Source organism: Sphingomonas sp., from assembly GCF_041661825.1.
Classification (GTDB): Bacteria; Pseudomonadota; Alphaproteobacteria; order Sphingomonadales; family Sphingomonadaceae; genus Sphingomonas.
On sequence record NZ_JBAZTU010000002.1, the window covers coordinates 870,363 to 883,333 of the forward strand.

A 12,971-nucleotide genomic window follows, 5' to 3' on the forward strand; every position below is an offset into this window, starting at 1 on the left:
AAGGGGTGATCAGGAGATCCGTCCGATAGTTTAGCGTTTTTTCTGCATTGAGCGTTGCCTCGATGCCGGCCCGGGCCGCTCCGGTGCCTGGCACGGCGGCGGCACCTCGCCGCCCTTGTGTTCAACGCCTGGAGGCGCCTCGGCCGCATCCCGGTTCGCTGGGTCTGACAGGCTGTCCGCCGCCCACGAATCCGCCGCGAACTGCCTTGCTCTCTTAGGGAATAGCGAGCGCGTGGCCGAGCGCTGCCCCAAGCTCCTGGCGGGCCATAAGCGTGCCGCTATTCGACAGGTGACGGGCGTCCTTGAACGTCATCCGTCGATCGGCATCCACAATGCGGATCGATCCATCCGGAGCGAGGAAGTTGTCGGCGGCCTCGACGACGATGACGCGCTCGCTCTGAAAGGATTCGATGATCGCGTTGGCCGCCATGCGACGGCGCGCCTGATCGGGCGGCTCCCTAAACGGCCCGCGCAGGCCGGCCCGGATTGCTTCGCGGCTGACGTTGTCGGGGAGTATCGGTGGCTGCGTGACGATAACGACGCGTCGGGCGTGAGCGAGACTAAAAGCTATTGCCTGCCGCAACGGCTCCGCGCTCGTGAGTTTCGCTGACCAATCGTTGATGAGCACGACGACATCCGGCTTTGTCTGTGCGATCAGAGTCTCGACGGAGGGCCAAAGGGTCTGGTCTGCACCGGGAAGCTCGTTCTGGCCCGCCACACCGACCGCATAGAGCGTAAAGGCGCGCTCCCGAGCGAGCGATCCGAGTTCCGCCCCGTACATTGCCGCCTCGCTATCGCCTGACAGCAGAACTTTCCCTCCACTGCCACCGGAGACGACTTTCCCCCCTGCAGCAATCGATCCAGGCGGCACATCGAAATAGAGAGACGACCGCATCTGAAAGCCCGCTACGCCGATCGCTCCGACCAGAGCGAATGCGCCTGCAAAGACATACCAGCGGCGCGCCGGAGAGTTCAGGGCGATCCTCGCCGGCGTTTCAACGAAGCGATAGCTGCACTCGGTCAAGGCCATGGTGAGGCCAACCTTCAACACAGCGCGCAAAAGGTCTCCGTCCTGGAAGAACTGGTAGTCGACAAGCGAGAAGACCGGCCAATGCCAGAGGTATAGCGAGTAGGATCTGACGCCAATCGCCACCATAGCCGGCTGAGCGAGAAGCTTGACCGGGCCGAATTTCGTTCCATCGGTAGGGGCGATCAGCAGGACCGCCCCAAGAACCGGCAACGCGGCCAGCCAACCTGGAAAGCGCGAGGCCTCATCTATTACAAAAACCGACAATACGATCAAAGCGAGACCAGCCCACGGTGCCCACCAGCCGCTCGTCCCGTCGCGGTGCGCGCCATGACCGACATAGAGCGCCAGGCATGAACCAGCGAGGAGTTCCCATGCGCGCGTAGGCAGCATGTAGAACGCGATGGTTGGATAATATGCCGTCACGAAGCCGCACAGCACGTAGCTGAGAACGGTCATACAGAACATGGCGCGTAGCGGACGAGCGACGAATCGCATCAGCAGCCAAAGCAGCAGCGGAAAGACGAGATAGAATTGCTCTTCGACTGCGAGAGACCAATAATGCAGGAGCGGCTGCGCGTCCGCCGACATCACGAAATAGCCGTGCTGCGACAGGAGCTTGAAATTGATCAGCGACACCGCCGCCGCCGCGGCGGTGACGCCCAGCGATGCCAGATCCTGATCAGAATAGATTTGAGATGCTGCCAGAGTCGTCACAAGAATGACGAGTAACGCGGCCGGAAATATTCGGGATATACGGCGCTGGTAGAAGCGGCCAAGAGAGAAGCGGTCGTTCGAGATATCGCTCAGCAATATCGAACTGATCAGAAACCCGGAGATGACGAAAAATATATCGACGCCGACAAAACCGCCGGGCAGTAGCGATCGATCGAAATGGAATAGCAGGACGGCTGCGACAGCGACGGCACGAAGCCCGTCGATCTCCGGGCGATAGCTCACACGAGAGCGGCTGGCCGCCCGTTCTTGCGGTCGTTCGATATTCATGCAGCCCCCATGCTTCGCAGCATAGCCAGGCCGTCCCCTTGATGAAAGAGGTCCGCTGCATCGCTTGATGCCGCCCGTACCTTTACCCGACCACTGCTCCAGCCTATGTCTTGCGGCACGCTCAGCAGCATAGGGACTCGTTCGATGACAACAGGCACGACTGAGTCGTCCTTCGGCACAACCGGTCCGACCTTGTTGGCCATCGGGGTCGGGATGATCGTGGTGGCATTAATTTTCGGGTACGTGTTCGTTAAGGTGCGCCGTGATGGCTGGCGTATCAGGCGCAGAGGGAAGCGGCGTGGCCATCAGGATTTGACCGGAATCATCAAGCACTGAGGGAATCGGCGCCGCTTCCTGGTGCACTAAAGAGTGCGCCAGGAAGGGTCAACGGGAGTCCCTCCCCGCCGACTTGGAAAGGCCGCCGCAGAAATCGCGTAGCCGACGCTATCTTCGGACAGACGAGCCATCGACGCCGCAAAATCATATCCCTTGGCCTCGAGATTAGCGAAGTTGGGGTCGGCGCGTTCCCCGATCTCCATCTGCGAGTCGATAAGGCAATCCCAGCTTTGTTTGGGTCGCCATCTTTCAGCAGGATGTAGCATTCAAGCTTGTTCACGGCAGCCCATGCCAGATGCCGCGCATCCTCATGAGCGAATCGACATAGGTCGAAGAGGAGAGAGGACAGGAAGGAGTCACTGCGGCCGGCCACGTAGCTGGAGCGGCCCGGTCGCCTCACCTTCCGCCAGCCCTCATCCTGATCATGCATCGCACAGGCTGCTTGACCTTGCTGGCGGCCTGTTCGCAGACGTCGATGGCCTCGCGGTTATCGCGCCGCATCTCGGCGGCGTCCGCGATGGCCCGCCAAGCCTCCGGGCTGTCCGCGCGCATGATCCGCGTTCCCGCTTCCCATAAGGTCGGCTCGCCGACCATATGGCGCGCCATGCGCTCGGGCATATGCCAGCCCTCAGGTAGCGTGCGGGCCACCACGCCGGGAAGGAACGACCACAACAGGCATCCCGCCAGCACGCCGCCGCCTGCGGCCCATAGAACATGCTTGAGCTGCTCGTGCTTCTCGCGGACCACTCCTGCAAGGTCGCGGATAATCCTCGCCGCTTCCTGATGGGCCTCCCGCGCTTCACGAAGCGTCGCGCTGTCGGCGCGGCGGGATTTCTCCGCCGCCGCGTCCATCCGCGCCGCCAGCCCTTCCGGTGTCAACAGCATGGCGGGTTTTTCGGCAATGTCAGCCAGCTCTTCCGCGATGGCGGCAAGCCGGGTGTTCATCTGGCCCAGCGTGGCGCTGTAGTCGGGAATATCGATGCTCGCCCGCTCGGCGGCCAGATGCTCGACCGCGCGCGCCATCATGGCGATCCGGCCATCCAGGCGCGCGAACGCCTGCGCGGCAGTTTCCGGTGCGGGTTCCGGCTCGCTCAGCAAGGATTGTTCGTCGGGCATTTCTTCCTCCTATCGGCTCATTCCAAGGCTGCGGGACTGTTCGAAAGACACATGATCCACGAGGTCGCGGGACAGGTTGCGGCTGATGTCGGTGCCGATCCCGAGTTCATGGCGTCGGCCGCGCAGCAGCGATTCCACCTGCGCGTCGCGCTCGAGGCTCTTCGCCATGCCCGCCATCTGGCCGCCAACCTTGCGCGCGCCCCGAAAATCTCCGTCGCGCTGCAAATCCTCGCGGTGGCGCTGCAACTGCTGCCACCCTTCCACGAACTTGTCGGCACGTTGAAAGGGATCGGTGCGGATTTCGGACTCAAGCTGCATCGCGCGCATCGCTGCCTGGCTGCGGCCTTTAGCGGCCTCGCCGACAAGCTCCGGGCTATGCTGGAAGGCCGCGCGCAGATCGGTTGAGGCATTGGGCCGGATAGCGTCCAGTGCCTCTCTGGCGCGCTCCAGCGCCTCGCGCTGGTGCGGCATCACGGCCGAGCGAGATTCACGCGTCCGTTCGATCTCGTGGAGCACCTTAGCATAGCGCTCGATCGCACCACGCTGTCCCCCGACGCGCAACAGCTCGGGCTTTGCCGGTTCCCGCGGTTCGGGCCGGAAATCCGCGAACATGTCCTGTTCGCGCGGCGCGGGGATCTTCGGCTTGAAACTGTCGAAGATCCCGCGCGCTTTCTCTGCCCCGACGCGGACGATCTCGGCAACGCGCTCGCGGAACGTGATCCCGCGCCGTTCCGCGAATGCACGCGCCGGATCGGCGCGCTCGTAATCGCCCGCCATGTCCTTGGCGCGTTCGCGAGATAGCGTGCGGCCAAGCCGGGGCTGATCGGCGAAGTCGTCGCGACCGTAGTGAAGCTCGACACCATCCCGATGGCGGGAGAGCGCGACATAGCTTCCGTGGGCATCCATGCCTGGGGTTGCGAGGACATGCGCCTGGTCCACGGTCATGCCCTGCGCCTTGTGGATCGTTGCCGCGTAGCCGTGATCCACATGGGCATAATCCTTCACATCGAACGCGACCGATCGGCCGTCATCGGTGCGGACGGCCATGCTCTGCGCGCTGACCTGTTCGATGGTGCCCAGCGTGCCGTTCTTCACGCCAAGGCCACGCTCGTTGCGCAGGAACATCACGCGGTCGCCCGACGCGAAATCCCGCTCGCCGCGTTCGACCTTCACCCGCACATCGTCGCCCAGTTCGCCGGCATCGCGCATCCGGCCGCGCGCCGTCTCGTTGAGATCGCGCACCTCGTCATTGGTGTGGGTAAGGATGATGCGTGAATCGCCGGGATTGGCCTGCCGCTGTCGGTCCCAGCGATCGACAAGTTCATCGCGCGCCTCACCGCGTGTGGCAGCCGAATGGACCGCGCCGTGATCGCCATAGTCGCGGATCGCCTCGCCGGTCCTGCCAGTGGCAAGATGGCGCGTGGCGTCGCGCTGCCAGCCGGTGCGCTGGCGGCGAACCTCGGTGATCTCGACACCACCATGCCGCTCATGGATCGACCGGAATGCAGCCCCTGCTTCGATCGACTGCAATTGCTGCGGATCGCCGACCAATACGACCTTCGCGCCCGCGTCGGCCGCGTGGGACAACACGCGCTCCATCTGGCGCGTGCCGACCATGCCCGCCTCGTCGATCACCAGCACGTCGCGGGCCGTGAGCAAGTCACGGCCCTGCGCCCATCCATGTTCCATGCTGGCAATGGTTCGCGAGCCGATGCCGGAGCCGTTCTCCAAGCCCTCGGCGGCGATCCCTGACAAGGCCGCGCCGCGTACATTGAGGCCCGCCGATTCCCAAGCCTCGCGCGCTACGCCCAGCATGGCGCTCTTGCCGGTTCCCGCATAGCCCACGACCATGCTCAAGCCCCGCGCATCAGTCGCATGGTCGAACGCCGCCCGCTGCTCCCCCGACAAGCCCAGCCCACGTTCCTGCGCGCCCGCCAGCGCCCCTTCCCGGCCGCTCTCCGAAACGCGGTGCCGCGAGCGTTCCGCCATCAGTTCGGCGGCGCGCTGCAACCGCTGTTCGGCCTCAATCATCTCGCGGCTGGTAAGCCGATCTTCGCCGCGCCCGCCCTTCCCCAGGGCGACGAGATCAGGCGAGCCGCGCACCGCGTTCATCGCGGCGTCGAACTGCTCCTTCCCGTCACTGTGGCGATGAATGAACATCGCCATATCGCGGCGGGTGAATGTCGCCTGTTGGTGGGTGATCGCATTGAGGGCGACGCGCGGTTCCGCAATGATGCGTTCGCCATTGCGCCGCGCGATCTCGCGGTGATCCTCGATCCGCTCCGATTCAAGGTCACGCTCGCCCATGCGCTGCGCGGCCGGGCCAATCTTGTCTTGCGGCTCAAGGTCGATGCCCTGCGCTTCCAAGGAGCGGTGATCAATGCGCGCATCGATATCGAGTTCGGCCAACCTTTCGTTGACGTGTTCGGCCCAGCGCTCGCGCCACTGCTCGACAAGTTCGGTGCGGTTCCAGTCGCGAACCTTCGCGCCGAACCCGTCGTCGCCAACCTCGCGCATGGTGAGCATGACATGGGCATGGGGCTTGGCCAGCCCATCCGCGCCGATGTCCCAATGCACATTGAGGTCGGCGATCATGCCGCGATCAACAAACTCGGCCTGCGCGAAATCGCGGGCAAGCTCAATGCCCTGCGTCTGCGTCATCTCGCGCGGAATGGCGGACTCGACCTCACGCGAAAGCTGCGCGTCCTTCCGCTTCTCGAACGCCTCGACATCGTTCCAGAGCCGTTCGCGGTCGTGCCATTCCTCGGGCGCGTTCTCGGGCAGCAGCACTTCGCTGTGCACGACGCCCGATTTGTTGGTAAAATCATGGTCGCGGTCGAGCCGCTCGTCGCGCAGCCGGTCGCCCGCGCGATAGGCGGCAGCGGCGACGGCGCTGCGCCCGCTGGCGCGACTGATGACTTTGACCGAGAAATGGTAGATCGCCATAGCGACGTACCATCTACACTTCTGAGCGCACGTCGGCACGACGTATAAGCGCGCCCTCACTCGAAAAATTCCGGTGAGGGACTAGCGAGTGCCACACTGTCCCGGTGACGCTACAGCATTACGCCCTGCCCTCTATTATCATGGCCGCATCATCTCTCAAGGAGACTTTCGATGCGCAAGCCCCGTGACTTCGATTCGGAACTGAAAGCCCTCGCCGACAAGGCGCGGCAACTCAAGGAACGCCGGGTGCGTCAGCTTGGCGAACTGGTTGCGGGGACTGGGGCGGATGCGCTCGACACCGATATGCTCGCGGGCGCGCTGCTCGATGCTGTCGCGATGAAGGACGCTGCGACAAAGGAGGGCTGGCGCAAGCGGGGCGCGGCGTTCTTTCAGGGCCAAACACGAAAGCCTGCGCCGCGAACTCAGCGCCAGCCGAGCGGCACTTTACCGCTCGACGGCGGCGCGGCATCGGCTTGAGGCAAAGAAGGCGCGAACCGACATGCGCGAATGGGTCGTGAAACGACGGGAGCGAACGCGGCACCTGATCGAGCTCGGCGGCCTGATTGTGAAGGCGGGGCTGATCGATCTGACGGATGATGATCGCGCCACACTTTACGGCGCGTTGATCTCGATCTCGGACAAACTGCGCGGTGAGGATCGCGATCACGCGCTCGCCGTTTGGAAGCGCAAAGGCACCCGTGCGTTCGCGGCGGAACAGGCAGGAGATTCGCCCCTCATGCGGATCGACGCAAAAGGGGAATTGCCCACCGGCGAGCGGTAAGGAATGGGACTTTCCCGCCGGCCAGCTTTCGGTGGGCGCGGTGTCGATAGCTGCCGGACTGCTTGTTAAAAACCGGCCGTTCTGCTCCCGCCCCAGTTGTTGCCGTTCAGTGAAAAAATTGCTCCGCTGAATTCCGACCGTCAGCTTTTTCGAACCCCACAGAGCGCCTCGGCCAGCCCTTTCAATCGGCGTGAAATGAAAAAAGCCGGAACCAACCGTGACGAGCGCGCATTTTTTCGCACGCCGTCCGCGTTCCAGTTCATTTTCCCGCAAGATTCCAATTGCGGATCACCTTAGCCTGGATATGAATATTGTCATGGGGGACAAACTCATGGCGCCAATATTCGTGTTGAGGAGGCGCGCGCTTGTAGTGCGGCTGCTCGCGCCTTTGCTGCTTTTTCTCGCGGGGACCACACCTTTATTGGGCCAATCCACCGGCGCGATCATGGTCGACAGTGCTCCCGGCACACCGGGCGCGGTGATGGCTCTGCCGAGAAGCTATGACGCACCGCCCACGCCGCTGAGCTCAGCGAGCCGTGCGGCGGCAGTGACGGCTGTGACTACGATCCTAAAATCTGGTGCACCGACGGCCTTGCCCGGCGCGCCCGATATGGAGATCGTCGGCATCAGCGCCCCGTCAACATTTCCCGGCGTCCTAGCTTCGGATGTCAACATGGCGGACCGGATGCACACGGAACTGACCGGATGCACGGCGCTGTCGCCGGAGGATATTGGTCCGGGCGTGATAAAGCCCGATCGGGTCTATTTTCTGTTCCGACTTGTGTGCCCGACACTAACGGATGATGCGCCGGTTCGACTGTTAGCCATCGGGGTAAAAGACAACATCGTTCGCTCAATCTACCTCAATCTAACTTTAATACCTGTCAAAGCCGACTTTCCGTCCAGTGGCGGGTTGCTCGGTGACCCCGAGAAACGTCTGTACGGAGGACCTTGGGACGGGCTGAGGATCGGTGATGTGACCCGTCCTAACGGAAAGCAGCAACGCGGCCTCATTCCTGCGGCGCCGGGTGCCTCTCCCCTGCCGGAGACCGAAGCTAGGGTGGTCGCGGCTTTTCTCAACGCTTATCGCAGTGGAACTGTGGGAAGGTTCAAATCCACTGTTGCCCTGGGGCCGAACAATCGAGCCTGCTCCGCTGCAGGGCATTTGGAATGCACCCTGCTCGGCGATTTTGATGGTCTTCCCTTCGGAGAGCAAACCGTACCCGCCGCGCCCTACTACCTGAAGGCAAGCGACCGCATTCGCATCGAATGGGTATACAAAGGAATGCTCTACTATATCAGCTGGCTTTCTGTTCGGAACGGCAAGATCGTGGAAATCTACACGTCGCCCGCTGATATTCCGTGGTTCTTCTGAAGCGTTGCATCCTCGAAGACTCCGCTACTCGTCACGGCAATTACGAACTACGTCGATTGATAGTTGGTGTTGAGTGGTTCGCATAAGCATCCGCTTTCGCCCGAGCCTGTGCAAAATCGGACGTTCCCCTTCCCACCAGACCAAGCCGTTCGACGGTCGGGACACCATGCTCTGTGAAGATGCAAAGCTGCCGGTCAGTTTTCGGGAGCGGTGCCCACCCGCCTAAGCGGTAATATTTGGGTCTCAATCCGCCGCTCAAATGCCTCGCAACCATCGCTCGAACGACACTGGGCGCTGAGCGACGCGATAAATCGCGCGGAGCATTCGCCTGCGCACAATCCATCGGAACGTCCCCATCCGCTTGGCAATCTGCGTGCACGTCAGGTTCCCGGTCTCGCTGAGGATAAATGTCTGCAGCACTGCAGATGGCATCGATTGTATCATCGCCCGCATCACGGCGACGTCGTCATCTTCGCCGTCATCCCAATCAAGCGGCGCGGGAATGTCGAGCGCGCGGAGCCTCCCTTCGCAATAGCAGCGATAGCGCCGGCTCAAGAGCGCATGAGCGTCGGCGAGAGCCTCGGGCATGGCGCGCTCGGCGGTGTCGCCATCGAGAGTGCAGCACAACCGATACAGCGCGTCAGCCAAACCACTTTCCACGGCCGAAACGCCGATCGAGAGGCGGCAAGCGATAGCTTCATAGGAAAGGTCGTCCACGCGGTGCAGCAGGAACACCACGCGCGTTAGCGGGAGCAGCGCCTCGGTCGCAGTTTCAAGAGCAACAAGCGTGGCCGCATCATGGTCCGGCGCATTCGCCATGACGCGCTTCATTTACCACCCAGGCGCCGCCGCCAGCCGTTCGGCCGGGTATGACCTGTCACCTCATGCACGCGGTCTAGCAGCGCGCGAAGCAGCGGACGCACCTGATCTCCCGTAAAGCCGTCACTGGATGGTGTTGGATCATTCCATCGCGGTTGGCGCCATTTCCAGTAGGGCGTTAGCACCGCCGCCAGTCGCGCCAAGTGCGGACAATCATGGCCCAGTCCGGTAGCCTCGGCGTAGGCAAGAGACTTGGCCACGCGCAAACCGATGAATCGCGCGCACCATTCATCCTCAAAGCCGATGTCGAGCAAATAGCTGCTCAGCGCCAGTTGGGCGACGATACCGGAATAATAGAAAACATCGTCATTGGTCGTGAGAATTCCGGCTTCGAGAGTCTGAAAGAAGCTCTCCGCCCGATGATAGCGGAACCTGCTGAGGCACCGCCCTTCCCTGCTGCGACAGAGCAATGCCGTTTCGTCGTCGTGCTCCTTGTGGAGCCTCACCAGGGCCTCGCCCCAGGCCGGGTTCACAAGGGAAGCCGCAACCGGGGTTACTGCCAGCGCCCGAATCAGGGCGCGGCGTGATGTGCGGGGAGCAATCGACGAATCATCGAGAGGGAGATTGCGTGGAGTCATGGTGCTGCCTTCCTCGTCTGCTGTCTCGAAGGCGGCGAATTCCGCCCAGAGCCATAAGCGGCACCGCTTATTCTGCTTCCGATTGAAAGCTCCCTTTGCGCGGTTACGACGCGAGCATGGGAAGGCCGTCGCTCAAGGTGAAATCGACCAACATTCGTTTGCCGGAGGGTCTTGGCGAGCGCATCAACAAGCTTGTCGGGCGGCAGCGACGAGCTGCATTCATCCGAGAGATCATTGAGCGCGAAGTCGAGCGCCGCGAAAAGCTGGACGAACAAGCCGCCCTGTCGAGCTAAGAGAAGCTGGCGATCCGATGACGCTTCCGGTTGTGCGCGGAAGGGCTTTCGCAGCGCAAAGGCTACCGTAACTGCGCAAACCGGCACGACAGTGCCGCCACGGTTTCGCGCCGGGAAGGACTGACGTAGCCTGATCGATGGCGGGCAGACCATCGACCAGGATGAAGCGCCATGAAGAACCGATCGGAGCAAAGCGCAACGCGGCTTAAATCGCGGCAAAACCGCGCCGGCAGACGTGACACAAAAGCAACGCTGGGACAGAAACTGCGCTGATGCCAATCGGCAGCTGTTTCCGCCAAATCACGCCGCCTTCCGCCATAGTCCGCCACGGACCGCCGGTCTTCACCGGCGCTAGCACTTGTGAGTCAACCAGCACCCAACACGGCACTTGCCTGGGACGCCAGGCTATCCGATGCAAGTTCATGGGGGCGTTTGAAAACCCGTGACTTGAAAGACACGCCCATGTCCAACCCTGATCGCATCATTCGTCTGAAGACCGTTCTCGATCGTACCGGGCTCTCGCGCTCGACGCTTTATCGCAAGATGGCCGATGGCACCTTTCCCGATAAGGTGCGGATCAGCATTCACGGCGCCGGCTGGCACGAGTCCGCCGTCAATCGCTGGATCGCCAATCCTGTAGCCTACCGCGAAGATCGCGCCGGGCGCGCGGGGCAATGATCGCCCCGCCCTCTCCAGATCCGATCTGCGTGCGCGTCAATGACGCCGCCCGCATGATCGGCATCGGCCGCACCAAGCTGTACGAGTTGATAGCGGCTGGCGAAGTCGAAACGGTTAAGCTCGGCAAGTCCACCCGCATCACCACCGCCAGCCTACATGATCTGGTCAGGCGGCGGCGCGGAGCGGCATAGGCTCGGACGCCGTGGGGCCGGCGTCCTTGCTCACCTTCGCGGGCACGCGATCCAGATACTCGGCCCAACGCGCCATGAGGCTGCGCCGCTTTTCGAAGAAGTCCGTCCGACGATAGGCGGCTTCCACCTTGTTGGGCAGCTTATGCGCCAGCGCCTTGTCCGCTACCTCCTTGGGAAAACGCGTTCTCTCCGATGACCAGTCGGTGAAAGCGGAGCGGAAGCCATGGACTGTCACGCCCTTGATTCCGTCATCGCGCAACAGCTTGGTCATGGTCATGTCGCTGATCGCCTTTTCCCCATCGGCGGAGAAGACGAGACCGGTATCGCTCTCGCGCTCCTTCCACCGCTTGCGCAGTAACGCCACGGCAGGCGACGGCAGCGGCACGACGTGAGTTTCGCCCGCCTTCATCCGCTCGCCCGGAATGGTCCAGATACCCTTGTCCAGGTCGAATTCGGTCCACACGGCAAAGCGCGTCTCGTTGGAGCGCACCGCATTGTAGATGGTGAACCGCAGCGCATCCCGCCCCGTGGTCGGCGACGCTGCGGCCAGCTTCGCCATGAACGCAGGAACCTCGGCATAGGGCATGGCTTCGAGATGCCCGCCCTTATCCACCTGACGCGGCAAACCCTTGCGGACAGAGCGCAGCGAGGTTTCTTCCTTCCGCCATCCTTTGATGTGCGCGAAGTCCAGCACCGCGCCGATGCGCTGCAAGATGCGCCGCGCGGTGTCGGCAATGTCGAGCCAGATGGGGGACAGCACCTCCACCACGCACGCGCTGTCCACCTCGTTCACAGGCTTTGTTCCGATCAGCGGAAAGACATGGTTCTCAAGGCTGGATATCCAGCTTGCATGACGCTGGTTCTTCCATCCTTCTTTCATCGCTTCGTAGCAGGCCCGCGCCGCCGTTTCGAAGCTCGGCACCACCTTGCGCGACTTTCGCCGCTCGGCGACCGGATCGACGCCCTCGCGCACCTGACGGCGCAACGCCGCCGCCGCGTCGCGTGCCTCGGCCAGCGACACATCCAGCGCCGATCCCAGGCCATAGTCGCGCCGCCTGCCGTTCTTCTGCATCCGCAGCACCCATGTCCGCGCGCCGCTGTCCTTGACCAGCAGACACAGCCCTCGACCATCAACATGGCGGCCGGGTTTGGCGTTCTTCACCCTGAGCGCAGTAAGAGCCATCGGTTCTATTCCCTGCCTGAAATGATCCCACAATCGTTCCCACTTTTTGATGGGAATTCAGGCAAATCAGGGCGACCGACCGCGAACACGCTACAAGACAAATCCCTGATTTTACAGGGGACTTAGGGACACCCTGATATTGCTTGAGAATAAAGTTCTACTCTCGTAGGGGTCACCAGCCTGTTTAATGGCTCGCGTGAAGGGTTGCGTCTGGAACGCAGCATGTCGGAAACTGCTCGTCTCGCGATCAATGGAAAAGGCGCTCAGCGCTACGCGGGAAGGTACAATTTCCGCCCTCGGCGATCGGATCTCGCCGGATTTAATGAGTTCGTTGCCGCGGGGCCGGCTGAACCCGGCCATCGCGATCGCTTGAGGGATGCACATGGAGATCGGTGCCATCACCGATTCGGGCGAGCCCTCGCCGCCGGAACGTTTCATCGAGGCATTGGGCCAAGCACGTCCTTGCGCGAGCGAAATCGCGGTCGGAGTCAGGGAAAGCTGCAAGCACTGCCGGTTGCGAGCCTTCGGATTGCACAAGGTCCGGGCAAGAAACAGGCAACACGCCGGGGCACTCGGTTCCCGG

General features: G+C 62.4%; 14 protein-coding genes. 7 read left to right on the plus strand and 7 right to left on the minus strand.

What is annotated here, in order from left to right:
• Positions 1 to 214 precede the first annotated feature (214 nt).
• Positions 215 to 2,032: an acyltransferase family protein gene (locus WC729_RS11430; RefSeq protein ID WP_372852705.1), complete on the minus strand. Its 1,818-nt coding sequence runs from the start codon at positions 2,030 to 2,032 to the stop codon at positions 215 to 217.
• 144 nt (positions 2,033 to 2,176) lie between these two features.
• On the opposite strand from WC729_RS11430, the gene WC729_RS11435 reads away from it, so the two are divergent.
• Entirely contained in the window at positions 2,177 to 2,368 is a 192-nt protein-coding gene (locus WC729_RS11435; protein WP_372852708.1) for a hypothetical protein, read from the plus strand.
• A gap of 396 nt (positions 2,369 to 2,764) precedes the next feature.
• Here WC729_RS11435 and WC729_RS11440 read toward each other — a convergent pair whose 3' ends face one another.
• Both WC729_RS11440 and traA read right to left on the minus strand, forming a co-directional pair.
• Positions 2,765 to 3,484 carry a DUF6118 family protein gene (locus WC729_RS11440; protein WP_372852710.1) on the minus strand — a complete coding sequence of 240 codons (720 nt, stop codon included), beginning with the start codon at positions 3,482 to 3,484 and terminating at the stop codon, positions 2,765 to 2,767.
• A 9-nt stretch (positions 3,485 to 3,493) separates the two neighbouring features.
• On the minus strand, positions 3,494 to 6,430 hold the full coding sequence (gene traA / locus WC729_RS11445; RefSeq protein WP_372852712.1) for a Ti-type conjugative transfer relaxase TraA: 2,937 nt from the start codon (positions 6,428 to 6,430) through the stop codon (positions 3,494 to 3,496).
• Positions 6,431 to 6,601: 171 nt separating this feature from the next.
• Between traA and WC729_RS11450 the strand changes: the two genes are divergently transcribed.
• From WC729_RS11450 to WC729_RS11460, 3 genes are all read left to right on the plus strand, one after another.
• Complete coding sequence (locus WC729_RS11450; protein ID WP_372852714.1) at positions 6,602 to 6,907, plus strand: conjugal transfer protein TraD; 306 nt, start codon at positions 6,602 to 6,604, stop codon at positions 6,905 to 6,907.
• A gap of 22 nt (positions 6,908 to 6,929) precedes the next feature.
• On the plus strand, positions 6,930 to 7,211 hold the full coding sequence (locus WC729_RS11455) for a conjugal transfer protein TraD (protein ID WP_372852716.1): 282 nt from the start codon (positions 6,930 to 6,932) through the stop codon (positions 7,209 to 7,211).
• A gap of 217 nt (positions 7,212 to 7,428) precedes the next feature.
• On the plus strand, positions 7,429 to 8,586 hold the full coding sequence (locus tag WC729_RS11460) for a hypothetical protein (RefSeq protein WP_372852718.1): 1,158 nt from the start codon (positions 7,429 to 7,431) through the stop codon (positions 8,584 to 8,586).
• A 255-nt stretch (positions 8,587 to 8,841) separates the two neighbouring features.
• Here the strand turns inward: WC729_RS11460 and WC729_RS11465 are convergent, their stop codons facing one another.
• Positions 8,842 to 9,417: a sigma factor-like helix-turn-helix DNA-binding protein gene (locus tag WC729_RS11465; RefSeq protein WP_372852720.1), complete on the minus strand. Its 576-nt coding sequence runs from the start codon at positions 9,415 to 9,417 to the stop codon at positions 8,842 to 8,844.
• Positions 9,414 to 10,043 carry a hypothetical protein gene (locus tag WC729_RS11470; protein ID WP_372852722.1) on the minus strand — a complete coding sequence of 210 codons (630 nt, stop codon included), beginning with the start codon at positions 10,041 to 10,043 and terminating at the stop codon, positions 9,414 to 9,416. The genes WC729_RS11465 and WC729_RS11470 overlap by 4 nt, the downstream gene beginning before the upstream one ends.
• 95 nt (positions 10,044 to 10,138) lie before the next feature.
• Here WC729_RS11470 and WC729_RS11475 point away from each other — a divergent pair, with 95 nt between their 5' ends.
• The 3 genes from WC729_RS11475 (at position 10,139) to WC729_RS11485 (ending at position 11,205) form a co-directional block, all read left to right on the plus strand.
• A complete protein-coding gene (locus WC729_RS11475; protein WP_372852724.1) occupies positions 10,139 to 10,336 on the plus strand; it encodes a hypothetical protein in 198 nt (65 codons plus the stop codon).
• Between the two features lie 462 nt (positions 10,337 to 10,798).
• Complete coding sequence (locus WC729_RS11480) at positions 10,799 to 11,014, plus strand: helix-turn-helix transcriptional regulator (RefSeq protein ID WP_372853313.1); 216 nt, start codon at positions 10,799 to 10,801, stop codon at positions 11,012 to 11,014.
• Entirely contained in the window at positions 11,011 to 11,205 is a 195-nt protein-coding gene (locus WC729_RS11485; RefSeq protein WP_372852726.1) for a helix-turn-helix domain-containing protein, read from the plus strand. The genes WC729_RS11480 and WC729_RS11485 overlap by 4 nt, the downstream gene beginning before the upstream one ends.
• On the opposite strand, the gene WC729_RS11490 is transcribed toward WC729_RS11485, so the two are convergent.
• Together WC729_RS11490 and WC729_RS11495 are read right to left on the minus strand one after the other, a co-directional pair.
• Entirely contained in the window at positions 11,180 to 12,388 is a 1,209-nt protein-coding gene (locus tag WC729_RS11490; RefSeq protein ID WP_372852729.1) for a tyrosine-type recombinase/integrase, read from the minus strand. The genes WC729_RS11485 and WC729_RS11490 overlap by 26 nt on opposite strands.
• A 111-nt stretch (positions 12,389 to 12,499) precedes the next feature.
• Entirely contained in the window at positions 12,500 to 12,826 is a 327-nt protein-coding gene (locus WC729_RS11495) for a hypothetical protein (protein WP_372852731.1), read from the minus strand.
• Between the last annotated feature and the right edge of the window lie 145 nt (positions 12,827 to 12,971).